The following is a 24022-nucleotide window of genomic DNA, read 5'->3' on the forward strand; positions in this document are numbered from 1 at the left end:
TCGCCTGCCGTGGCCGCGACGACGCGTCATTGCAGCTTGCTGCACTGCGTACGGCCAAACATCAACACCACTCACGGTGCTGCGCAGTTCTTCGTTAGCCAACACTCACTCGCGTGCAGGGCTGACAACGCGCAACACGCATCAACCCAGCAATAACAGCACGCTGCGCAGCCACACGCGCAACGAACGCGGCATTGCGGCTTGCTGCACTGCGTACGGCCAGCATCAACACCACTCACGGCGCAGCGCAGTTCTGCGTTAGCCAACACTCACTCGCGTGCAGGGGTAAGAACGCGCAACACGCATCAACCCGCACCGAGTGATATCAGCCGCCCGCATCGGCACGTCGTGACGCGCACCATCCAGGCGCCGGCCCTGCAGCGGCGCTGTTACACGTCAGCGACTCACGCCGAGCGCCTCGGCAACTCCCACTGCGCCTGTTGCCGTAGCACCAGCAGCAAGACCTGCAGACGCCCGGCGCGCACCATGGATGCGGGTGTCTGGCCATCGAGCGCGTTCATCGGCTCACGGAACCAGCGGATCAGCGCCTCGTTATTGCCGCCGTTCAAGGCCCATGCGTGGCAGACGATCTCGCCCAGGGCCTCGATGCCGGCGCTGCCCAGCAGCTTGAGGTGGTCGGGCGTGAACGCGAACAGCGACAGCACCAGCTCGGCATCGGCGGCCTTGCCGTGGTCGTGCTCCATCTGCTCGCTGTGCGCGGTGCGGTACGACGCCGCCTGCGCGCGAAAATCTTCGGCACGCCGCATGCCGGTGAGCAGTGCTGCAATGAGGTCGGCACGTTCCATGGGGCAGTCCACCAGTGTGATAGAGCGCACGCTATCTGCCGCACCGCCGCCGCTCAATCAGGAGTCTCCCGACAGCCGATAAAGGCGTCAGCTTGCGTTGTCATTCGCGCCGGCCCGGCCACGGCCATGGGCGCCACCCGGTGGCGGCGCTGCCCAGGTGCGACGTGCGCTGCGTGACGGCCACTGCGTCGCGCGCGCGGCGCCCCGCATTCCCGGCGCTTAACGAACGGATTGCTAGGATCCGGGCGCGTTACTGGCAGCAGCCCGCGCTTGCAGGGCTGCAGGATTGGAGTGTCACCTCATGAGGAGTTGTCAGATGCCCTGGAAGCCCGCACTTGCCGCACTTGCCCTGTCCGCCGCCGCCCTGCCGGCGTCTGCCCAGCCCGACCGCGAGGTGGTCGAAGACATGCTCACCCGCTCGGCCAATGTCTGCCCCGGCCACAGCACCGACCGTACCTCGCCCACCGTCAAGGCGGTGCCCGTCGGCGCGCTGCGCGTGATGCTCGAACGCGGCCTGGTGATGTGTCCGGACCGTCGCCTGGATGCCGCAGCCCCGGCGGTGTTCTACGGCCGCCTGGGCGTGTTCGCCTGGAACCCGGAAGTGCCCGCCGCCAAGACTGTGATCGTCCAGCAGATCGGCAACATGACCCGCAGCGAGGACTACCCCGTCGAGACGCTGGTGTGGGACGCCAAGGGCACCGCGCTCAAGCAGCAGACCGTGCCGATGTTCGAGCCCAGGCCGGGTGCGGCGGTGTTGTACAAGGTGCGTTGAGCTGACGCGCGGGGGGACAGCACCGCGCTCGTTGCAGGCGGATACAGACTCCCTCACCTGCTTCCAGCTCTACCTATACTCAACCCCAGCACGCAGCAAAGGAGGGATCCATGAGACACCCATTGGCCCTGGCAGGCCTTGCGCTCATGGCATTGGGCTTTTCCGTCCCAGGCTGCAGCGCACCACAGAAAGGCACCAGCACCATGACTAACGAACAAGGATGCGTCAGGCAACGTGGCGGTCCGCAAGATCCCGGCACTCGACCGCCGCCTGTCATGGAGGCGTGCCTGGGTCCTTACAAATTGCATATCCCTGCGAACTACTTCGATGATCAGATGGGCCCGAACTTCGATGGTAGCTTCGGGCTGTATCTGGAGTACCCGGAGTTGAACGCATTCGCTCCCGGCGAGCGCGCGCACCTGAAGCTGGATGTCGCTACCCGCACCGTCAACATCGGCTACCGCTACCTCGACCACGTAGAAACCGATGCTTATCTGCAGCGGCAGTACACGCCGGATGGGGCAGCACACGACGCGCCCGAAGCAGATATCAACACCCGCACAAAGGGGGAGGAAATTGACGGACTAACGCCTTACTACGCCAATGTCGCGGCCTACCGCGAACACTACCTGGCACAAGGGCTGAAACCGTCCAACTCCATCATGGCTGCAAGTTACTACAAGGACTGGTATGTCAGCCGCGACGCCCAAGGAAACATCGAAACCATCATCAAGTGCACTTCACGCGAGGTTGAGCAATCGGGCGTGGAATATCGCGACGGCAAGCTTGCCCGTAGCAAGGAACACGAACTACCCACCTGCACGCATGTCTTCGTCATTCCGGAAATGAAGGTCGCAGTGGAAATTGACTATGTGCGCGCTGCATTGAAGGACTGGAAGAAGATCCAGGACCGCGCGCGGAGCGCACTGAAGGAGTTCATGGCCGCCCCCGTTGGCGCCTGAGCAATCGCTGGCCACAAGGAATTGATACATGCCAGGACTCACGCAAGACGATCTCCGAATCCTTTCCTCCTATGCGCGGGAAGAGAATCGCGAGCTTTACTGGAACTATCTCGCCCACAAGGACGGCAACGATGGCTACGGCCTGCTTGCCCTGGGCGTGGTGCGCAACGACAACGCCCCTGGAGCGACCGCAAATATCTTCGCTGATACCCGCGCACGCGATGGCGGCGTCCGGATGAGTGAGCGCGAATGGAATGGGTTCGGTGTGGACCTCATGCGGCGCGATCTGGATGAGCGCGTCAGCCAGATGCGCGCCGGGCGCCCGGATCTTGCACTCAACCTCCCTGTCCGGGATGTGCAGGATGTGCACGACCGCAGCTTTCAAGCGCGCCAGATCGATCCCAACGCCTGGACGCCTCGTGAGTTTCTGCAAGCAGCACGTCGCCATGGCGGTGAAGGTGAGGCAGAACAGTCCTGGACGATGATGCTGGACAACACGGCCCTTGGCTTGTCGCGCATGCGCACGACCAGTTGGGACACCATGCACACCTACAACGACCAGGAGCTGGATGCGGCGGGGTACATGGGGCGCATGGCTGGGGCAAGGACATTGGCGACCCAGGCGCTGCCCAATACGGATCCAGACCGGATTGGGGCGGTCAGTTCCTACGCGCTGTACGACGCGCGCTCCAGACAATGGACCCAGGTGACCTCAGCAGGAGAGACGCCAACGTATCAACCAATTCGAGATGCCGACCAATTGCAGGAGCTCAACGAGACGCGCCAACTCAGGTTGGACCGGCAGGAGTTGAGGCGCGAGTTCCATCCCGATGACCCGTACCGGAACCTGCCGATCGTTCGCAGCCCTTACCTGTTATCCGACAACACGCCGTCCAATGCCCAGGAGCAGGCAACACAGCTAGCGGCCGCTGTTACGCCCGATCAACCCGGCCACCCACGGTTTGCGCTGCATCAGCAGTGCAGCACCGGGGTCGACGCACTGGACCGCCAACTTGGACGGCAACCCGATCAAAGCAGCGCATGCATGACCGCCAGCCTGACCACACTGGCGGCAGCAAATGGGCTCGACCGTGTGGACCACGTGTCTCTAAGCAAAGACGGCAGCGATGCGCAGGCGGGCCAATACGTGTTCGTAGTGCAAGGCGATCCAAAGAACCCAGCGCATCTGCGCGCACACATGCCAACCGACCAGGCGGTTACGACGCCAGTGGAAACCTCGTTTCGCGAACTGGCGCAGATCGATCAGCGCCGACAGTTGCAGCAGCAGAACGCGCAGACATTGGCTCAACAGCAAGAGGCACCAACGCACGGTGCGCGCACACTGGGCGTTTGATGCTGTTTGTTGGAGCCGGTACCCGCGCGACTTCCTGCCGCGCCAAGTCAGCCAGTTGGGTCTGCGCCACCACCAGCGTGTAGCCGCTGCGCATCGATCTCATCGACAATGCCACGCACCGCCCGGGCGGCATTGAAGATGCTCTCGCCCAGAACCGACAGACTGGTGGCATCCAGCGGCTTGCCGCTGCACACCGCCACCATGTCGCTCTGCGCAGTGATCGTGCGCAACAGCGTGTGGAACCGGTCGATCTGCTCGATGGTGACGCCGAAGGTGAAGTGTTCTTCCTGAGTTTGCAGGGTGGCCTCTGGCGTAGGCGTCTTGCGGGTTTTCGAAGTCGTCATGGCATCCGTCCTCGACGTGAGCGGACAAGATATCCGCCACCCAAATTTATCCCTTTTTCAGATATTTGAAAAGGGGATATAGCTTTAGTGCGGCCTATCAACGTTGCCGCCATGCCAACCAAGTCAATCCATAAAGATCATTACGACATCTTGCTGCAGCAACTGCGCGAGCTTCGCCTCTCCGCTGGGCTAACGCAGGTGGCCCTAAGCACAGCGCTCAAGCGTCCACAGTCGTACGTGAGCGACGTCGAGCGAGGCAGTCGCCGGATGGATCTGCTCCAGTTGCGGAATTTCTGCAATGCATGCGGAACCTCGCTTACCAAGTTCGTTACCGAGTTCGAGAAGGAACTAAAGTAATCCACCCGGACAGCGCGTGTTGCTTCACTCCTGACTATTCGGCCCGACCGTTGCCGTAAAACGCCGCAGCTCACCAGTGACCGGATCATCGAAAGCCAAGGTGTGTGCGAACAACTGCAACGGCCGCTCCGGATCGTCGGGCCGCTGATCTTCCAACTCGGGGTAGAAGCGGTCATGCAGAATCGGCGCGCCCAGCGCGGCCATTTGCACGCGCAACTGGTGCTTGCGCCCGGTGACCGGCTCCAGCCGATACGTCCACGTGTCCGCACCACGTGCGACCACATCGATCACCGTCTCGCTGTTCGGCTCACCCACGCCCTCGCGCATGCGGAAGAACGGCTCGCCCGGCTCCAGCCGGCTGCAATGCACATACGGAAACGTCAGCCCCGGTAGTGGCGGCGCCACCGCCAGGTAGTGCTTGTGGATGCGTCGCTCACGGAACATCGCCTGGTAGATTCCGCGTGTGGCCGGGTTGGCTGAGAACAGCACCAGCCCGGCGGTATCGCGGTCGATGCGGTGCAGTGGCACCAGCGATGGATTGTCGAAGCGCCGCACCAGCCGGGCCAGCAACGTCTCGCGCACATACGCACCCGCGGGGACAACCGGCAGGAAGTGCGGCTTGCAGGCAACCACAATCTGCGCGTCGGCATGCACCACCGTCTCTACCGCCGAAATGATGGGCTCATCCGCCACCTCACGGAAATAGTAGATCTCCGCACCCAGCCGATAAGGCGCAGAAACCTCCAGCGCCTGCTGCTGCGCATCCAGCACACGCCCGCGCGCGAAGCGGTCACGCCACGTGGCAGCAGCCACGCCCGGAAAGCAAGTGCATAGCGCCTCAAACACCGTCTGCCAGGGGCCAACGGGAAGTTGGAACTGGCTGGCGGGAATGCCATCGCGGATGGGGCGTGGAACGGACATGGCAGTGGCGAAAGCGCACTCAAGCAAGTAGGCGGGAATCGTACCTCGCCGCAACGCCTTGCTCTGCAACCGTACCGCTCATCGCCACCGCCGTGCGACTCTCCAGCGATATCCGTGGCACACGCGATTGGACAACGCACACAGCACTATCTGGTGCGGCTTGGTTGAGAGCATCGATGCTCATGTGCGCGCGAGTGAGCCGATGCACGCGCAAGCGAACTCAAGCTGTAGCGCGAAAATCGGGCTCGTGTCGGCTCAAAACCTCGCGCCGAGCAGATAGGAAATTGCGCGCATCAGCACCGATGGTCTGCTGACAAAACCCGTTGCAGCGGCTATGGTCAAAGCTGGAACGGGGGTTCTTGCATGGGACGCAGAAAGAAACAGAGCGGGTTTGAAGCGTTGGCTACGTTGCCGTGGCCGGTGGGCGTTGTTGCGGGAATCGTTGCGTATCTTGGCGTGCGCTACGGCATTGGCTGGTGGTTCTCGCATCACGGCGGAATGCTGTCGCAGGGCATTGCACAGCAATCAACGGCGATGTTTGGACCACTGGCGTGGATGCTGCTCGGCATCTGCTGGCTCGCCGCGCTGTTCTCCTATCTGGGCGCACGCAGCCGGCGGCGCTTTCTGGACACACGCACTAGCCTGGAGAGCCTGGCCGCGGGCGGCTGGCGCCAGTTCGAACTATTGGTGGGCGAAGCCTTTCGCCGCCAAGGCTACAGCGTCGAAGAAACCGGCCTGGGCGGCGCCGACGGCGGCATCGACCTGATCCTGCGCAAGGACGGCCGCCGCACACTGGTGCAATGCAAGCAATGGAAGCACCAGCAAGTCGGCGTCAGCGTCGTGCGAGAGATGTACGGCCTGCTGGCCCATCACCAAGCCCACTCGGTCAAGATCGCCTGCGTTGGCACCTATACGAAAGACGCAAAGCGGTTTGCTGAAGGTAAGCCGATTGAGCTAATTGGTGGTGGACAGCTGCTGAAAATGATTCAAACGGTGCAACAACAAGTCACAGCACAGCCGACACCGTCACGCATCGAACCCGCTTTTATTTCTACTTCTGCTGCTTCCGCGGCCATTGCCACATCGAGCTGCCCGCGCTGCGGCAGCGCGCTAGTACAGAGAAGAAACCGGCGCACGAGCGAAAACTTCCTAGGCTGCAGCCAGTTTCCGAAGTGCAAAGGAACTGCGTAAATGAACCTAACACCGTCTTCCTTAGGGGGGCTGTGAACAACTCTTTCGTAAACTTAAGATCGAAAACCGATGCAATTTCTATCTCGCGCAAGTGGTGGCTTTCCATCACGGGAACCGCGCGACTAGCAAAAACTTAAGTTCGTTTGCAACCTCGGCGTTGTCCCCACGTTTCTTTGGCTAATCCAACTCGCTAGGCCTAACCAGAACGACTATTTCGAATCGTCTAACGGCTATTACGCTAGAAAGGCCTCAACTAGCATTGGCTACCAGCAACACGGGAGGCTTGAACCAAAATCGAGCGCTGGCGACTCGAATATAAACAAGACCGAATCTAGAAATTAATCGACGACATGGAACTGTCCGCTTATACCCAACCCATTGTGAAAATTAATACCATCTGAAACGGAATTTAAATCGACCGCCACTCAGATCGGCGAGACACCGGATAAAAATATGGAGCATCAAGTGAAAATCAACAATAAGGCCATGCGAAAAATCGACCATTCTCTCGGAAGAATGTATAAAGGGATAGGGCCAATTAAATTTAGCAAAGAAGCGGAAGACTCACGAGATACGCTTGCTCGAATGATTCAATTGTCTAGGCATAGAATTCTTGAGTTCACGGAAGCCGGGTTTAGCGAGTTCAAAGATATCGTTAAAAACATATATTCGATGCAGATCCTAGGGCAAGATGCTAGCTATAGCGACATCTGGCGTGCAACCAAGAGCGTTATAGAGTCTTTGCTGTCTGAAGACCAGAGACCCGACGATGGAAGTGAGCTTGTACAGTTGGTACGCGAAAAAATTGCGCCGGATGTTATAAAACGAAGCTTTGCCATATCCGTCTATGGCATTCATTTAGAAGCCAATCAACCTGTCAAATTAGGAGACTTCACTCTCATCCCACCAACCATGGAGAGCTTAATGGCAGTCGGACTTCCGATAGACATAGAACATCTTCCTAATTCAAAAGATAACCTCGTATCTAGGTCAATAGCCAACCTTGGACAAGACCCACTGATCGTTGGACAGGTCACAGGAACCTCAGAAGTTGCAGAAGCCAGATTCCGCTCGAGGGCGGAACTTCTTATGGGTCTTCTAGCTGTGTTCGTGGGCGCCAACTATGAGAATGGGGCAACAGGCTTCCGCTTCGGCATTAGATATTCATCTGAGACAGCACTTGGAAAGGCCACTTACTTCTCCTGGGCTGAGCATTCAGAGGAAGCAACAGTTCACATGGGTTTTGCAAGCGGTCAGCTGCTAAAACTAAATGATTTTGAAGAGAAGCTTTTTGATCAAGGTTTATTTGAGCGAGGTATTCGTGCTATAGAAATGGAGTCACGCAATGAACTTGAAGAAGCTATGGTGAAGGCATTGTACTGGTTCTGGGATGCCCAGCGGGACGTTGTACCAGTCATGCAATTTGTCAAATACTGGAGTTGCGTAGAAACATTTTTCTCTACGAAAGAATCAGTAGTTAGATCTGTTTCAACAGGATTGGCGACGGTGCTCGTCGCCGGTGGCGGGGACTTCTTTCGACCAGATGAGTACGTGAGTTTGAAGCGAAGAATTACTAGACTTTATGCCATGAGGTGTCGCGCACTTCATGGCGCCTCATATCAACACGTTACTACCCGTGACGTTGCTGACATGAGTCAGTGGACAGCATGGATGCTCCTCATCATGACATCTCTACTTCAGCGGGGCTATAGCTCTCCCGAGAGCGTAAAATTTCAAACGGAAAGGCTGGATGCAATCCTAATGAGAGGGGTCGCCGCTCAACATCCAACAAGCGATGAGGCGAGCTAAGGTGCATAAAGCACGATAGACACAGCTACGACTTATAGAAGGCGCTCGCCAAGCTATTCGATGCCGACGCCCTCTCTTTGCGCATCTTGCAAACAAGCTTCGGCCTTCTTGACCGTAAATGGAGTCAATTTTTAATCAGTGCGGGTAACGGGGTCAGGTTGACTTTTTCTACCCTCGCTAGCGCTCACTTTCGAAGGCCTGGGCGGATACACCTTGACCTCCCGTGCATCCCCACCGCCATGCTCGCCCCTATCCGCACCGGGAGAACGCACGATGATGAAGGAGGTCGGTACCATGCCGGCCTTGGCACTCCTGGTGACCGGTTGCGCCAAGGTGGAGGGTGAAAGCTCGTCGGCCACAGAGTCGAACTGACAGATGAAAGCTTGAGCGGCTCAGACCATTCGATGCTGAGGCGAGCTCGGCTGTTGTTGCTGTTCCTGCTGCTGACTTTGCTGCTGGGCCTGTTGCTGCCGCTGCGTTTCGCTAAGCGTCTGCAGCTGCGATAGAGATTGCTCTACAGGCTGAGCGATAGCATCGCTCGTCTTCATGTGCGCCATCAGATGAGCGGGGTTATCCAATGCGCCCTGGACCACAAACACGTTCTCGCCTTTCCCCACGGCAGCTGTTTGATTGCTCAATACAACGTGGTCGATCTGCGTTAGTCCGTTCGCTTTGGCCAAGTGGGCGCTGCTGGCCGCCAGCCGCGCGCTGTTGTCGTCATAGTCGCGGCCAAGGCTCTGCTCCAGGCGGCGCACGGCCTCTTCGGCCTGACGATGTAGTGGGTCTTGCGAGGGCACGGCGCCCTGGAGATTGCGATAGTTTGGCGTGGCATTGTGATCCTCCCGATTCAGCTCGGGCGGGAAGGTACGCGGAGCAATCTGCTGCAATGTCGCGGGGTCGATGTCGCCTGTTTGAGAGAGGCCATGCGCCTGCTGGTAGTTGATCACTGCTGCCTGCATCGAAAGACGGTAGACACCATCTTCTTGAAGTGGCTGATTGTCTGCGCCGCGATAGCCTTCGGCATTCAATGTTTGCTGCACCTTTTGAACCATCTCAGACGATTCACCGATGCGGATTGTTCCGTCATCCACGAACGGCCTGGGTTCAATGCCACGATCCCGCCTTTCTGCATCGATCGACAGGCGACCGCTGACCAGATCGCCTACATAGTTCTCGTAGTGTTGGTAGTAGCGAGTATCAACTTCCATGTGTACGTGGATTTTTGCAGTTGATTGCTTGCTCTGCACTCCTAGTGCCTGACCGTACTCGACCTGATCACCAACCTTTACGTGAAGTGGAGACATGTGCCGGACACGCAGGATGACGTCACCATCTTTCCTATCCAGAACCTCAACCAGTCCCCCGGTCGTATCGACGGCGCCTACTACTCCCGCAACCGGTGATGGAACATCGAGCGCTCTTGAAGCCGGCCCTGTAGGCGACCTGGAATCTTCAAGTATGAAGTCCTTCTTCAACAACACCTGGTCAGCACGAAGGCCATACGACCTGCCTGGTTTGACGACCTCAATTTCCTGCATCTCACCACCAATCAGCCCCATCGTGCGACCTGGCTCACCGCCAACAGCGCTGCCATTGACCAGACGAGCGAATCTGTTGCTATTTGGGTGGTGAGTCACTAAGCCGTCGAAGTTCTCGACAGGCTCGTTGGTGTATCCCTTCTTAGCTTCCCATTCGAGTTGGATGACGCGATACGGGACCTGCTGGGTAGCGTCTGATGTTGCCATGGACTAACTCCTTGTCAGTCTCTGAGGTTGATTACGCGAGTCAAGTACCAGCAACCCCTGCTTCGCTTGAAGACATAAGTATCCATCTCATACTCCATACCAAAGTCCACCCTGCGCCCATCGTCGGCTGTCGACTCAATGGAGATTGGATATCCAACCTCACTTTGTCGCTCAGGCCCCTTTGCCCCTGGAATAGTTTGATCAAAGACTTTTGCGTCCTTGAAATAACGAAACGGGAATAGGTCGAGGCGAGAAGGGCCTTTCCGCTTGGAGATGTGCGTGGCCGGCGATGCTGGCGTTACGTCTTCGACAGTGTAAGTCGGGACCTCATACTCCAGCGGATCATTGGTGAAACGGCGACGTACGCCATCGTTTGCAACATCGGCATAGAGCTGAAGAAATGTGGTGAACTCCTTCGAGGGACAAGCGACCGATGCTTGCCCGTTGTTCTGCCTGGGATGCTCACGCTGTGGGGCGACTGCCTGGGCGGGCGAAGCGCATCCCGCCATAGAGATACAAAGCACCGCAGCAAAGGCGATATATGGATTCAAGCGACAGGCACCCATGCTCATCATTCTTCCTTTATTGATTGCGGTGGCATCTGAAAGGCCCATCTTAACGGCTGCTTCAAGACCAACTCAGCTTACCCATAGCTCAAGCGGAACGTCACAAGGGCTGGCGATGGCATCACTAGCTTTCGCTCGTCCCTGAGCAGTTGGCAAGTCAAATCGGGCTTGGAACCTCATCAGACGTGGCAGCGCGTTGTTCCAATTATGCATCCGAGGCGGCAGCGGTTTTTTTGTCCCCGGAAGCATTCTTGGTCCTTGACCTCCCATACATCCCCCACCCGCCATCCTCGCCTCCAGACTCAACGGGAGAACACACGATGATGAAGTGGATGGGCACCGCGTTGGCCGCGGCATTGCTGGTGAGCGGTTGCGCCAAGGTGGAGGGCGAGAAGTTCGTTGGCCACTGGGTCAACGTGCAGACGCAGGAAGAGACGATGGACATCGAGCGCAATGGCGAGACCTTCATGGTCCGCAGCACCACGCCGAAGTTCTTCAGCCGCAAGCCCAAGACGGAGAGCTACCCGGCGGTCTACAAGGACGGGGCGCTGCAGGTCAGCAGCGATGGCGAGACGGTGAACTTCGCCATTGACGAGGCCAACGGCCACCTCAACACCGGCGGCGAGCAGTACCAGCGCGTGCCGGCCAAGTAAGGCCGCAGCGCTCGCCAGCGCCCGCGTGCAGACCCTTGCGGTCGCATGCGGGCGTTTTGCGTTTTGGGGCCTTACCGGCCGCGTCGATGGGCAGCTGGGCCTGCCACTGAACGCCACGCCTGAGGCCGCCCCTCGCCCAGCCTTGCGATCCCCCTGCCCTCCGCCACGCGCACGTCGTACAGTGCGCAGGCACGCCAGGCCATGGCGCTGCCCACCGATCAATCCAACAACTACGAGGGTGTCATGAGCAAGGGGATGGACCAGAAGAAGAGCCAGAAGAAAGAGCCGACCAAGACGCTGAAGGAAAAGCGCGCGGCCAAGCAGGAAAAGAAGGGCAAGTAAGCCGCCCGGCCTGCTACCTGGCAGACGAGGTCAGGTGGATCGCCTGACCTCGCGTTTAGGGTGACACCAGGCATCAGTGTGCGCGTTCCTGCCTGTGCACGCTCACGCTGCGCTGCTCCGCGATCGACAGGCCTTACAGGTCACTGGGCGTGCTCCGTTGTCAGCGTGACGTGCGAGACACCCTTCCCCTCAAGCCGCCAGCCGCTTGATCCGCGACGGCAGATCGCCCAGCGCGCGGTGCGCTTGTTCCAGCTCGTAATCGGCTTGCAGGCCCAGCCAGAAGCGCTCGGTCGTGCCCAACGCTGCGGCCAGACGCACAGCGGTGTCGGCGGTGATGCTGCGCTTGCCCAGCACGATCTCGTTGATGCGGCGCGGCGGTACGTCGGTGGCCCGCGCCAGTGCGTTCTGGCTGATGCCCATCGGCTCGAGGAACTCCTCAAGCAGGATTTCGCCGGGGTGGATGTTGGGTAGGACTGTCATGGGCAGATGCCTCTTGCTCATTGGCGATGATCGCCGCGATTTTAATGCTTGGTGCCGCAGCTATTGCTGTAGGCGGCAGTTATTCGAAAGTTTCGAATAACTGTCTTTTGCTACAGCTCTTTGCCTGAGAACACTTTTCCCTGCTGCCATTGCGCCGGCTCGCGTCCATTAGAACAACGACCCCTGTACGGGCAACGCAGTGGATGGTTCTGTTGCTGGCTTGGCGGGTGCTGCCTGCTGCTGCGCACCCAACCGCCACGCCAGGCCTGAGATGCGTGCGGCGTGCCGGGCGAGTGCGCTGCGGATGACCGCTTCGCTGCCGGCCAGGTGCAGGGCGCGGCGGGCGCGGGTGATGCCGGTGTAGAGCAGTTCGCGGCTGAGCACTCGGGCGTCGCGGGTGGGCAGTTGCAGCCAGACGGTGTCGAACTCGCTGCCCTGGGCCTTGTGCACGGTCATGGCGAAGGCGCTTTCGTGGGCGGGCAAGGCGGCCGGGTGGAAGCCGCGCACCTGGCCGTCGCCGTCGCCTTCGAACCAGGCGACCAACGGGCCTTGGGCACGGCTGTCGGTGGGTGGGTCGTGGCGGTGCGCGGCGGCGCCGGGCTGGCTTGGCCCTGACGACGGCGGTGCGTCGCTGCGCCCCGGGAAGGGACTTGCTTCGCTGCGCAGGCAGATGCCGACGTCGCCGTTGAACAGGCCGTGGCGGTAGCTGTTTTCGGTGATCAGCAGCAGGCGGCCCTGGAACCAGGGCGAGGCGCTGCCGAGGCGGCGGGCGCCGGAGCCGGATTCGGCCAGCAGTTGCTCGATGCGGGCGTTGAGGCCGCGGGCGCCCTGCGGGCCGGCGCGTACGGCGGTGAGCAGGCGTAGGCGACCCGCCTCACGCAGGGCGGCGGCGGGGTCGTGTGCGTCGGCCAGGGCGCGCCAGTGGGCGAGCAGTGCGTCGCGGCCGAGTGCCAGCGGGTCTTCGCCGTCTTCGTGGAAATGCACGCCGGCCAGGGTGCCGCTACGCAGCAGGGCCAGGGCGGTGTCGGCGTCGCCGGCGCGCACGGCGTCGGCCAGCGGGGCGAGCGCGAAGTCTTCCGCCTGCCGGTAGCCGCGCAGCAGGTGCACGCGGTGGCCGGCAAGACCGCCGCTGTGGGTGGTGGCCGGCGTGGCCGCTTTGGGTGTGACGTCACCAGACAGGTTGCCGAGCAGTGGCTGCAGCGCCTGGGCATCGTCTTGTTGCAGGGCATCGCCGGGGCCGGCGGCCTGCAGGATGGCGGCGAGCACATCGCCGGCTTCCACCGAGGGCAGCTGGTCGGCGTCGCCGAGCAGGATGAGCTGGGTGCCATCGGCCACGGCGTCGACCAGCTTGCACATCAGCGGCAGGTCGACCATGGAGGCCTCGTCGACCACGATCAGGTCGAACGGCAGCGGGTTGTCGGCGTCGTGGCGGAAGTGCGGCGAATCCGGGATGACGCCGAGCAGGCGATGCAGGGTGCTGGCGCCGGTGGGCAGGGCGTCGGCCAGGCTGGGGTCGACGCCGCTGGCGATGGCACGCGCCACGGCGCCGCGCAGGCTCTCGGCCATGCGCTCGGCGGCGCGGCCGGTGGGCGCGGCCAGGGCGATGCGCAGTGGTGCGGCGGCGTGGGTGGCGGGTGCGCTTGGTGGTGGCGCGCTGGTGCACGTTGATGGTGCGGGCTGCTGCGTGGCTTCACCGGCTGATGTGTTGCCGACGCTGGCCGCAGTGGCCACGCCGGAGTGCCCGGCGTGCAGCGCTTGGGCGATTCGCAGCAGCAACAGCCGGGCGATGGTGGTGGTCTTGCCGGTGCCGGGCCCGCCGGTGACCAGCAGCAGCGCGCGGCGCAGTGCGAGCGCGGCGGCCTGGGCCTGGCGGTCGGTGGAGGGCGCTGGCAGTTGCGCGCCCTCTTGGTCGAACGATGGTGTGGGCAGGTCCCTGCCCTCACCTGCGCGTCGGGCCCCCTCTTCCGGGGAGAGCGGGGACGCTTGGGGGAACAGTTGCGCGAACAGCGGGGCCAGCGCGGCCGCGTCGAAGGCCGGCTGCGGGTGGGCGGCGATGCGACGCAGGCCCTGGGCCAGGCGGCGTTCGTACTCGCGATAGCGGCGCAGGTAGAGCAGGCCGTGTTCGAGCACCAGCGGGCAGTCGGCGGCAGCTGGCTCGTCCGGCGTGGGCTCGGCCACCCAGCGCGAGGCGGCCAGGGTGCGTTGCCAGTCGGCCGGGGTGGGCAGCGTGGGCGGCGGGCCGTCGCGGGGGTCGAGCAGCACGCTGGCGCGCGCCGGGTCCAGGCCGGCATGGCCGCTGGCCACCGCGAGCGAGGCCAGCGCGGCGGCGCCCAGTACGTCGCCATGGGTGTCGGGCTCCAGCCGCTGCAGGCTTTGCGCCAGCGCCAGGTCGATGGTGCGCAGGGTGCCGGCGCGTTGCAGGGCGTCGAGCAGGGAGGTGGGTTGGGTCATGGCGCGGTGCCTCCCGAGGTCAACGTGCCCTCGCCGTTTTCCTCACTCGGCACCTGCGCACGCGCGTGACCGCGTGGCCGCTCCCATGCAAGCACGTCGTGGTGCGTACGCGGAGCCTGCTCGCCACGGTGAGAGAGGGAATTCGATGCAGCGCTGGAGAGGTGTGGAGCTTGGTTGGTCATGGTGCGGTCCTTCCCACGACCTGACGGACGCTCGCCCCAGCCGCCGTTCCGCGCCCCTGCCCGCACGTGACCGCCTGTGCGCTCCGAAGCAAGCCCACTGTGGCGCGTCAGCGGTGCCCGCTCGCCCCAAGGGGAGAGCAAATCCGGCGCAGCGCTGGAGAGGAATGACGCCTGGTTGGTCATGGTGCTGTCCTTCCCGGTGCGGACGTGCCCTCACTCCGCTCCGTCTCCCGGTTAGCCAGAGGCGTTGATGCGTCCGAAGCCTCTGGCGTGCCGGCGAACAGGGCATCCAGGGCGGTGACCAGGGCGGGGTCGAAGCGCCAGGCATGGATGCCGGGCGCGGGGAGGCCGTCGGCCGCCGGGCGGGCCGCATCCAGGCCGCGGCAGAACAGGTAGCGCACGCCGCCGAAGTCGCGGGCGTAGTCGTAGCCGGCGCCCAGGCGGAAGCGCAGCCAGCGGTGCAAGGCGATGGTGTAGATCAGCGCCTGCAGTTCGTACTCGCTGTGCGCCATGGCCCGCGCCAGGGCGTCGGGGTCATAGGCCGGCAGGCGGTTGGATTTGTAGTCGAGCACGTACCAACGCCCGTCCGCGCAGTAGGTGAGGTCGATCAGGCCGGTCATCAGGCCTTCCAGGCGGTGGCGCGCGCCGAAGGCCTGGCGCCCGGTGACCACGCCGAAGCGGTGCAGCAGCGCCAGCAGGGCGTCCACGCGGGTGGGCCGCATGGCGAAGTGGAATTCCATCTCGTTGCGGCGCTGCGGCTCGGGCACCGCGGCCAGGCAGGTGCCCTCGGGCAGGGTCACGGTGAGGGTGTGGCCGACCAGGCGGGTGAGCATGGCCAGGCCGTCGTCCAGTTCGTCCTGGGCGTAGCCGCCGCGTTGCAGCGCTTCGAGAATGGCCGCGGCCTGGCCCTCGGGCGCGGGCTGGCCGGGGCGCCAGTTGCGCCAGGCGGCGAAGTCGCAGCGTTCGAACACATCGTGCATGGCCACGCCGAAGCGGTTGCCGGCAAAGCGGGGGTCGAACACCTCCACCTCGGCGGGCGCGCTCACCGGCTCGCTGGCCGGTGGTTCGTCGCTGCCGCCGCTGCTGGCGAGCGTGGCGCTGGCCATCGGGTCGCTGCCGGCGTCGGCATTGGCCAGCTGGGTGAAGCTGTAGACCCACCAGTCCGGCACCACGTGGCGCTGCGCCACGCGTGCGGCGGGCACCTGCACCGCGTCGTCGGCGGGCAGGCGCGGCAGCGTGACCGGCGGCGCGGTGTCGTCGAGGGCGATCACCCCTGCACCGGCGCTGGCCTGCAGTGCGGCCGGGTCGCGCAGCATCGGCGCCAGCGCGGTGCGCTCGTGCTGGTGGAAGGCGCCGGTGGCGATCCACAGCGCGTGCTCGGCGCGGGTCAGGCCGACGTAGAGCAGGCGCGCGTCTTCGGCGCGCTGTTCGTGCTTCCACGCCGTCTCGGCGGTGCTCCAGCTGGCGGTGTCGTCGGCGCTCCATTTGGAGGTGTTCCAGTGCAGCTGGCGGCCATGCGGTGGCGCGTGCACCACGCAATGGCGGCCCGGGCTTTTATCGGCACGGCCAATGCCGATGTACGGCAGGAACACCAGGGGGTATTCCAGGCCCTTGCTCTTGTGCAGGGTGACGATCTGCACGCGGCGCGCGTCCGATTCCAGCCGCAGCTGCTGGGTTTCGTCGTTGTCGTCGGCATTGGCGATGCGGCGTGCCAGCCAGTCGACCAGGCCGTGCGGGCCGAGCGCGCGGGTGTCGGCTTCCTGCAGCAGCTCGGCCAGTTGCAGGTAGTTGGTGAGACGGCGTTCGCCATCGACCAGGGCCAGCAGGCGTTGCCCATGCGTGGCCCCCAGATCGCCGACCAGGGCCAACGGGCCGCCGCGCTGCCAGCGTTCGCGCCAGTCCAGCGCCTGCTGCTGCCAGCGGCGATGACGCTCGCCGTCGTGTTCGAGGGCGGCAATGGCGGCGGCGTCTTCGCCGATCAGCACGGTGGCCAGCGCGGCACGCAGGCGGCTGTCGTCGCCCGGGTCGAGCAAGGCCTGCAGCAAGGCGAGCAGTTCCAGTGCTTCGTCGGTGGCGAACAGGCTCTGCTTGCCGGCGGCCACCGCAGGAATGCCCACCGCGCCCAACGCCAGCTGGATGCGCGTGGCCTCGCCATGACTACGCACCAGCACCGCGATATCGCCGGCCTGCACCGGGCGGCCATTGATGGTGGCGGTGCCGTCGCGACCACCGGCCAGCCAACCGCGGATGGCCGCCACGCAGGCAGCGGTGCACAGCTCGCGCGCGCGGCCGGCGCTCCAGGGTTTGGGTTTGCCTTTCGCCGGCGGTGGCGGCGCAGGCGCGCGCCACAGCGTGAGCGCCGGGGCAGCGGCGCCATCGCGCAGCAGATCGGCGTCGCTGCGTTTGGTGCCCGGCTGCACCGGATGAAACGCGATGCCCTCGGTGAGAAAGGCCTCGGCATAACCGGCCTGCGCGTACAGCGCGTCGATGGCCGCCAGCACGCCGGGGCGCGAGCGGAAGTTGTGCTCCAGCGGCGGCGCGCGTTGTGCGGTGGTGGCCGCGGCCAGATAGGTCTGCACGTCGCCACCGCGGAAGCCGTAGATGGCCTGCTTGGGGTCGCCGATCAAGGCGAGCAGGCGCGGCGGCGCGGTGCCGGCAGCGTTGTCGAAATCCGCGTCATCATCTGGCGCGAATGCCTCGCCCGCTGCGGCCTGCTCGGGCCCGAACACACGCGAGAAGATCTGCCACTGGCGGTCGTCGGTGTCCTGGAATTCGTCCACCAGCGCGATGGCGTATTGCGCGCGCAGCCGCTGCACCAGCGCCTCGGCCTGCGGGCCCTGCAATGCGCGAGCGACGCCATCGACCAGGTCGTCGTAGGTCTGCACGCGGCGCTGGCGCTTGCGCTGCGCCAGCTGCAGCACGGCATCGTCGCGCAGCGCATGCAGCAGGCGGATGCGGCGCTGCCCTTCCCACTGGCGCACCAACGCATCGGCCTGTTGCCACACGGCGAGCGCGTCGAACAGCGGCGAGCACGGCACGCGGTCGTGCGCGCCGTCCTTGCAGAATTCGCGCAGCCGCTGCGGCAGCAATTTGTCCAGATGACCGCCGTCGTCCAGCACCCAATGCGCCTCGGCACTGCCCTGCCACAGTTGCTCGAAGGCCTTGTCGAAACTGGGGCGGCGCGCGCGGCGGCCATCGAAGATCTTGTGCTCGAACGCGGCGGCCACCGCGTCGTAGGCGATATCGCCATGCGCACGCAACGCGGCCACCACGGCCTGCGCGGCTGCCTGGCGCGCGGGCTGCGGGTCCGGCGTTGGCGCGGCGACGGCGGGCAGCAGTTCGGGCTGCTGCACCAGCGCGCGCAGGTCGCTGGCCAGGGCGGTGGGGCCGGCCGGCCACAGCGCCACCAGATCGTCGGCCATGGCGGCATCGGCAGCGCGCTGCCGCCACAGGTCGGCGGCCACCTCGCCCAGCAGTTCGCGGTCGTTGGCCAGCAGTTGCGGCGCGGCAAACGCCTGACCACTTTCCAGCGCGTGTTCGCGCAGCACGCGCGCGCAGAAGCCGTGGATGGTGAAGATGGCCGCCAGGTCGATTTCTTCCACCGCCTGCTGCAGGCGGCGGCGTAGCGCGGTGGGAGTTTCGGTGCCAGTGGCCAGGTGTGCGGTAAGGATGGCGCGGGTGAGGATGGCGTCCGGTGCGTCCTGCGCGTGTGGGTGCGATGGGTGGTTAGCAGGTGCGGTCGCGGGCAGGGCCGTGCCGATCGCAGGTGATGGCGCATCGGTCGTCTGCGCCTGGGAAGGTTCGGTCGCGGCCAAGGCCGCTCCTACGACGGCGGATGGGACGTCGCGCAGCAGCGTTGTCTGCGGTTCGGTTGCGGCCGCGTCTGCGATGGCGTCGGGGACCAGGGTGGCGGCCAGGGCCAGGCGCTCGCGGATGCGGCGGCGCAGCTCCTGGGTGGCGGCTTCGGTAAAGGTCACCGCCAGGATCTGGCCGATGCGCAGCTGCCGCTCCACCACCAGCCGCGTAAACAGCGTGGCCAGGGTGAAGGTCTTGCCGGTGCCGGCGCTGGCCTCGATCAGGCGCACGCCGTGCAGTGGCAGGTGCAGGTACGGGTCGGTCACGGGGCTGTTGCTCATTCGGCGTCGTCCTGCGCGCCACGCCACTGTCGCCAACTCTCGATCACGCGCGCGGGATCCAGCGGTTCCGGCGCGCTGCCGTGTTCGAGCAGCGCGAACAGCTGATGGCTGGTGCGGGCGAAGTCAACGAACTGCTGCGCATCACCGAACGGGTCGCGGCCACGGGTGACCAGGCGCAGCTCCGGGCTGTGCGATTCGCTCCAGCCGAAGCTCGATTGCCACTGGCCATGCGCGTCCTTGATGGCCTTGTCCAATTCGTCGTTGCGGGCGGCCTGGTGGTATTTCCAGCTGCTGTACGGCGCGAACGCCAGCGGCGTCTGCAGGCCGTGCCGGTACAGCTGCAGCAACTCGGCCAGGGCCGCGCGTGCCTGCGTCTGCGACAGCGGCTCGGGGTCGATCGGATGCGGGCCCAGGCTGTCGTTGTGCTCGAAAAAGCGCACGAACGGCACGCGCTCGCCGGCCGCGCGCAGCAGCAGCCATTCCAGGCCGTCGCGAATCGCGCTGCGGCCGCTGAGCGCGCCCACCTGCACACGCCCTACCCCGTTCGCATACCACCCGGGCACGCGGCCGTGCACGTTGGTACCGTCGATCTCCACCTGCAGCCGGTGCGACTGCGCCGGTTCATCGCCACGCCACTGCCGAAACACGTCGGCATACGGGCGCAACTGGCGCAGGCGCTCATCGAGCTGGCGCCGCCCCAATGGGCCCGATGGCAGCAGTGCGCGCGCACGCAGGCGCTCGTACAGGCCATCGGCATCGCCGGCCAAGGCGGCGTCGAACACCTGCTGCTGCAAGCCGTACTGCTCCAGCCCGCGGGTGGACGCCAGCAGCGGCTCCAGGTCGCTGTCTTCGCCGGCCGGGTCCGGCAAGCGCATGCCCAGGCGATGGCGCAGGAACTGCCCGGCCGGGTCGGCGAACAGGCGGCGCAGGTCGTCGATCGAGACACTGGCCGGCAACGCGCTGGGGTCGGCCGGCAACGCACCGGCCACCCACGGCGCCAGCGGCTGGCGTTGCCCGGCCAGGCTGTCCACCGCCGGCCGCCATTGCCGGCGGTAGCTGAAACGGCGCGGGTCGGCGCCGTCTTCGCCCACCGCACCAAACGCGGCGGCGGCGAACGGCTGCAACGGGTGGCGCACCACCAGCGCATCGATCGCCCCTGGATCGGCGTGGTACTGCGCGGCGCTGCCCAGCAGCTCGCTCACCAGCACCGAGGGTTCGCGCACCGTGCCATCGCGCGCATCGGCACCGAGATAGCTGAGATAGAACACCTCCTGCGCGGAGGCGAACAATTGCAGGAACAAAAAGCGATCGTCTTCGCGGGTGGAGCGGTCGCCATGGCGGCGGCGCTCGGTGCCCAGTTCGGCGGTGAGGCGATTGAGCCCGGCAGCCGGGTCGCGGCGCGGGAAGTCGCCATCGTTCATGCCCAGCAGGCAGATGGCACGGAACGGCAGCAGGCGCATCGGCACCATGCGGCCGAAGCTGATGCCGCCGGTGAGCAGCGGCGCGCGCGTGTCCGACTCGCCCAGCACGGCGGCAAAGTGCGCACGCACCACCTCGGCTGGCACTTTGCCGGCGTACTCGGCGCGTACGGCGTCTCGGGCGAACTGGTCGATCAAGGTACGCAGCCGCTCCAGCGCGCGCTGCGCCCGCGGCGCCGAGGGGGCGGCCGGGATCAGCGCCTCCAGCAGGCCGAGCAGGCATTCGCGCCACTGCACCGGCGTCATCGCCTCGGCCAGCGCGGCCTGGTGGCGATCGAGCACGCGCAGCAGCCGCAGCAAGGTGTCCAGCGCCGCCAGCGCGCTGCCTTCCAGCTGCGGCCAGGGCGCCACGCCGTCGATGTCGTCCTCGGCACCGCTGGCGTGGCCGAGCAGCAGGCGGTCCAGCGCAAAGCGCCAGGTGTAGGCATCGTCACCAGGCGCCTGGTGCTGGCGCCGATGCACCGCATCCAGCCCCCAGCGCGCGCCGGCGCCATGCAGCCAACCGCGCAGGCGCTCCAGCCCGGCTTCGTCCAGCCCGGCGGCCTCGGCGATCGGTGCACTCGCCAGCAGGTCCAGGATCTCGTGCAGGCCAAAGCGCGAAATCGGCAGGCCCAGCAAGGTGAGGAACACATCGGCCAACGGCTCGCTGGCCAGCGGGCTGGCGTCGGCCAGTGCGTACGGCAGCCCGTCATCGCTGCCATGGCCACCGAACACCGCGTCCAGATACGGCACGTACGGGTCGATGTCCGGCGACAGCACCGCGATCTCGCGCGGCTGCAGCGGCGGGTCGAAGCGCGCATCGTCCAGCAAGGCGCGCAGTTGGTCGTGCAGCACCTGCAGCTCGCGCAATCGCGTGTGGCAGGCGTGCACCTGCAGGCTGGGGTCGTGCAGGTTCACCGCCGGCAATACGGGCGGCACGGCCGGGGCGTGGCGATGGAACAGGTCGCTCTGCATACGCCGCAGCAGGCTGTCGCCCAGGCCACCCTCGGCCAGCGTGCGGCGGCCGGCGTCCAGCGGGTCGGCGTAGGCGGCGATCTCGGCCAGCGGGTGCACCACTTCGTAATCGCCGACCAATGCCATGAAATCGCGCCCGGCCGCGCCCCAGGCCTGCAGCAACGGGTTTTCCTGCACCTGCTCGGCGAACAACGCCACCGCCCCGCCCTCGCGGCGGCGCTGCCACAGCGTCTGCAGATCGCCCCAATAGCCTTGCGTGGGCGTGGGCAGATAGAAATGCAGCGTACCCACCCGCGCCTGCGTGGCCAGCACGCGCAGCACGTCCGGGGACACATTGAGGATGGCGAAGGCGAACAGCCGCTTCGGCAAACCCTGCGGCAGCGGGCCGTCCGGGCGCGCATAACGGTCCAGATACTGGCCGATGCGGCGCGCACGGTACTGCCGCCCGCCGGCGATGCTGCGCCACAGCCGCGCCTGCGGGTCGTCCGCATCGGCACCGCTTTCCCAGCGCAGCAACCAGTCGCGCCGCCAGGCCTGGTATTTCTCGAACACGCTGCCCAGCTCGCCGGCCAGCGCCCACGGCTTGAGCGCATCGCCATCTGCCAGATACCCGGCCAGCGGCACCAACGCCGCATCGCTGCCCAGCTCGCCTTGCAGGGTCTGGTACAGACGCCACTGCGTGGTGGCCATGTCCAGGTCGTCGTCGGCCGGGCCGAGATTGCGCTCCAGCGCGCGCGCGACGAATTCGCCGGGCGTGAGGAATTCCAGATTCGCCGCCACCCCGTGCTCGGCCGCCAGCGTGGACTGCAGCCAGCGCCGCATCGCCACCTGCGGAATCAGCACCACCTCCGGCTGCAACACCGGTTGCTCGGGCACCGGCCGGCGCAGTTCTTCGGCGAGCAAGGCGGCCAGGGTATCCAGCGCATTGGACGGGTACAGACGGAAATCGGGCGCGGACGTGGCATGCATGCGTGCGGCATTGTGCCGGATGCAGGCGAGATGCGCAGTCTGGGGAGGCGTATGCGTGCATTGCGCACTGCGCCCCGCAGAGCGCAATGCACGTTGCTGGTGCGGTCGCTACATCGCCACTGCAATGACCGCTGTCATGCCCTCTCTATGGACCTGCAGCGCTGCACCACTAGTCCCGGCGACGGGCATACCCACTCGCCGGCTGCACGCTCCTAAGCGACGCACCCGACAAACGCGAAGGGCCGTACATCTGCACGGCCCTTCGCATTGCTCACTGCCCGTCGACAGACGCGATCAGTATTTCTTTTCCAGGTTGATCATCCAGGTCTGATCGTTGCCGCTGTCGCCGTCGGTGATGCCGCGGTATTCCAGCCGCGTCGACAGGCCTTGTTCGGTCAGCAGGGCCGCACCGATACCGACCATCAGGCGGTTGCGATCGAACGCGTTCTGACCGGTGCGATACACCGGGCCACCGATGATGTCGGCATAGCCCAGCGTTGCGTCGCCGCGGCCCTGGAAGTCGCGCTGATACTCCACGCGGACCTGCGGGGTCAGGCGTCCCCAAGCCACATCGCGGCGCCATTCCAGGCGCAGGCCCAGGTTGCCGGTGGTGGTGGCCACATCCATGTCGTCATAGCGCAGCGCGAACGGCGCGATGCCATCTTCGACGTAGCCATCCAGGGTTGCCCGCGCCACATCCACCCGCGCATACGGGGTGATCTGCAGATTGCCGCGTTGCAGGTCTGCACCGCTGGACAGCGAGGCGATCCACTGCTTGCCGTCGCGGCTGCCTTCGGCCATCGAAGCGTCGTCGGTGACGAAACGACGCAGGTCGTAGGACAGCAACTGATAACCCACCAGGGTGTCGAAGAAAAACGCCTTGCCCGGATGGAAGCTGGCATACAGCGCCATGGTGTAGGCGGTGGCCTTGGAGTGGCTGCCGTTCCTGCCTACATCGCTGTCGTCGCGGCCCCAACCCAGGCCCGCACCCACTGCCAGCGACGGCGCCAGCCGGTAGTCCGCGCCCACGCTCAAGCCATCGGTCTGGAAGTCCACGCCGTTGGTGTTGGCCTGCCTGTCCAGGCTGCCGGAGCGGATCGCACCGCCCACCCACAGGCCCAGGTCGCCCTGGCCCTGCGCACCGCCGGTGCCGCCGGTCGCCATCGCTGGCGCATCGCGGAACTCGTTGTCGGCATCCTGGGTGTCCGGGCTGCACGGCTGCGCGCTGATGCCGCGATCGGCCTGGCGGCAATGCGAGGTCGGCTGGAAGGTCACCGCATTGCTCAGCGTGCTGCCGCCACGGTGGGTGGCTTCCAGACGGCGCTGGAAGTTGTCGATCTGCGCCTTGGCGAAGCGCCGCGTCGACTCGGACTGCGCATCGATCAGGCCACGCACTTCCGCATCCACACTCGGGTCGCGCCGCGGCGCCACGGTGAAGGTCACGCTTGCCGCCGCCGAGGTGGCGAACGCGTTGGACAAGGTGAACTGCACGGTGGCCTGACCGACGAAAGCCGGGTTCGCCACGAAGGTCAGCATGAAGCTGGGTGAAG

At 64.8% G+C, this 24022-nt stretch carries 17 protein-coding genes; 7 read left to right on the top strand and 10 right to left on the bottom strand.

The window, feature by feature from the left end; genetic code table 11:
* Nucleotides 1-404 precede the first annotated feature (404 nt).
* Entirely contained in the window at nucleotides 405-806 is a 402-nt protein-coding gene (locus tag ACD584_RS00165; RefSeq protein WP_161962890.1) for an antitoxin Xre/MbcA/ParS toxin-binding domain-containing protein, read from the bottom strand.
* Nucleotides 807-1122: 316 nt separating this feature from the next.
* Here ACD584_RS00165 and ACD584_RS00170 point away from each other — a divergent pair, with 316 nt between their 5' ends.
* The 3 genes from ACD584_RS00170 to ACD584_RS00180 all read left to right on the top strand — a co-directional run bounded on the left by ACD584_RS00170 (nucleotide 1123) and on the right by ACD584_RS00180 (nucleotide 3894).
* The gene (locus ACD584_RS00170; protein ID WP_175611772.1) at nucleotides 1123-1578 is read left to right on the top strand and encodes a hypothetical protein; all 456 of its coding nucleotides are present in this window, start codon (nucleotides 1123-1125) and stop codon (nucleotides 1576-1578) included.
* Between the two features lie 203 nt (nucleotides 1579-1781).
* The gene (locus ACD584_RS00175; RefSeq protein WP_116923789.1) at nucleotides 1782-2540 is read left to right on the top strand and encodes a hypothetical protein; all 759 of its coding nucleotides are present in this window, start codon (nucleotides 1782-1784) and stop codon (nucleotides 2538-2540) included.
* A 28-nt stretch (nucleotides 2541-2568) separates the two neighbouring features.
* Complete coding sequence (locus ACD584_RS00180; protein WP_076037615.1) at nucleotides 2569-3894, top strand: XVIPCD domain-containing protein; 1326 nt, start codon at nucleotides 2569-2571, stop codon at nucleotides 3892-3894.
* A 47-nt stretch (nucleotides 3895-3941) separates the two neighbouring features.
* On the opposite strand, the gene ACD584_RS00185 is transcribed toward ACD584_RS00180, so the two are convergent.
* Nucleotides 3942-4238 carry a hypothetical protein gene (locus ACD584_RS00185; RefSeq protein WP_076037614.1) on the bottom strand — a complete coding sequence of 99 codons (297 nt, stop codon included), beginning with the start codon at nucleotides 4236-4238 and terminating at the stop codon, nucleotides 3942-3944.
* Between the two features lie 111 nt (nucleotides 4239-4349).
* Between ACD584_RS00185 and ACD584_RS00190 the strand changes: the two genes are divergently transcribed.
* Nucleotides 4350-4595 (top strand): helix-turn-helix domain-containing protein, encoded by a 246-nt coding sequence (locus tag ACD584_RS00190; RefSeq protein WP_042595378.1) that lies wholly within the window; start codon nucleotides 4350-4352, stop codon nucleotides 4593-4595.
* A 24-nt stretch (nucleotides 4596-4619) separates the two neighbouring features.
* On the opposite strand, the gene ACD584_RS00195 is transcribed toward ACD584_RS00190, so the two are convergent.
* On the bottom strand, nucleotides 4620-5516 hold the full coding sequence (locus ACD584_RS00195; protein ID WP_076037613.1) for an RluA family pseudouridine synthase: 897 nt from the start codon (nucleotides 5514-5516) through the stop codon (nucleotides 4620-4622).
* Between the two features lie 363 nt (nucleotides 5517-5879).
* Between ACD584_RS00195 and ACD584_RS00200 the strand changes: the two genes are divergently transcribed.
* Together ACD584_RS00200 and ACD584_RS00205 are read left to right on the top strand one after the other, a co-directional pair.
* Nucleotides 5880-6707, top strand: a complete 828-nt coding sequence (locus ACD584_RS00200; protein WP_076037612.1) for a restriction endonuclease — start codon at nucleotides 5880-5882, stop codon at nucleotides 6705-6707.
* A 465-nt stretch (nucleotides 6708-7172) separates the two neighbouring features.
* Entirely contained in the window at nucleotides 7173-8516 is a 1344-nt protein-coding gene (locus ACD584_RS00205; protein ID WP_139328019.1) for a hypothetical protein, read from the top strand.
* A 392-nt stretch (nucleotides 8517-8908) separates the two neighbouring features.
* Here ACD584_RS00205 and ACD584_RS00210 read toward each other — a convergent pair whose 3' ends face one another.
* Together ACD584_RS00210 and ACD584_RS00215 are read right to left on the bottom strand one after the other, a co-directional pair.
* Nucleotides 8909-9724, bottom strand: coding sequence for a peptidoglycan-binding domain-containing protein (locus ACD584_RS00210; protein ID WP_309545424.1), 816 nt, complete (start codon nucleotides 9722-9724; stop codon nucleotides 8909-8911).
* A gap of 551 nt (nucleotides 9725-10275) precedes the next feature.
* On the bottom strand, nucleotides 10276-10875 hold the full coding sequence (locus tag ACD584_RS00215) for a hypothetical protein (RefSeq protein WP_228437959.1): 600 nt from the start codon (nucleotides 10873-10875) through the stop codon (nucleotides 10276-10278).
* 272 nt (nucleotides 10876-11147) lie between these two features.
* Between ACD584_RS00215 and ACD584_RS00220 the strand changes: the two genes are divergently transcribed.
* The gene (locus ACD584_RS00220; RefSeq protein WP_076037610.1) at nucleotides 11148-11480 is read left to right on the top strand and encodes a hypothetical protein; all 333 of its coding nucleotides are present in this window, start codon (nucleotides 11148-11150) and stop codon (nucleotides 11478-11480) included.
* A 531-nt stretch (nucleotides 11481-12011) separates the two neighbouring features.
* Here the strand turns inward: ACD584_RS00220 and ACD584_RS00225 are convergent.
* From ACD584_RS00225 to ACD584_RS00245, 5 genes are all read right to left on the bottom strand, one after another.
* On the bottom strand, nucleotides 12012-12302 hold the full coding sequence (locus tag ACD584_RS00225; protein ID WP_076037984.1) for a HigA family addiction module antitoxin: 291 nt from the start codon (nucleotides 12300-12302) through the stop codon (nucleotides 12012-12014).
* Between the two features lie 168 nt (nucleotides 12303-12470).
* Nucleotides 12471-14753 carry an exodeoxyribonuclease V subunit alpha gene (gene recD, locus ACD584_RS00230; protein ID WP_076037609.1) on the bottom strand — a complete coding sequence of 761 codons (2283 nt, stop codon included), beginning with the start codon at nucleotides 14751-14753 and terminating at the stop codon, nucleotides 12471-12473.
* Between the two features lie 361 nt (nucleotides 14754-15114).
* On the bottom strand, nucleotides 15115-19071 hold the full coding sequence (gene recB / locus ACD584_RS00235) for an exodeoxyribonuclease V subunit beta (protein WP_076037608.1): 3957 nt from the start codon (nucleotides 19069-19071) through the stop codon (nucleotides 15115-15117).
* The gene (recC, locus tag ACD584_RS00240) at nucleotides 19068-22472 is read right to left on the bottom strand and encodes an exodeoxyribonuclease V subunit gamma (protein WP_076037607.1); all 3405 of its coding nucleotides are present in this window, start codon (nucleotides 22470-22472) and stop codon (nucleotides 19068-19070) included. Before recC ends, recB begins: the two co-directional genes overlap by 4 nt.
* A gap of 294 nt (nucleotides 22473-22766) precedes the next feature.
* Nucleotides 22767-24008: an autotransporter outer membrane beta-barrel domain-containing protein gene (locus ACD584_RS00245; protein WP_372357274.1), complete on the bottom strand. Its 1242-nt coding sequence runs from the start codon at nucleotides 24006-24008 to the stop codon at nucleotides 22767-22769.
* Between the last annotated feature and the right edge of the window lie 14 nt (nucleotides 24009-24022).

Source organism: Xanthomonas sp. NCPPB 2922, assembly GCF_041520885.1.
Classification (GTDB): domain Bacteria; phylum Pseudomonadota; class Gammaproteobacteria; order Xanthomonadales; family Xanthomonadaceae; genus Xanthomonas; species Xanthomonas campestris.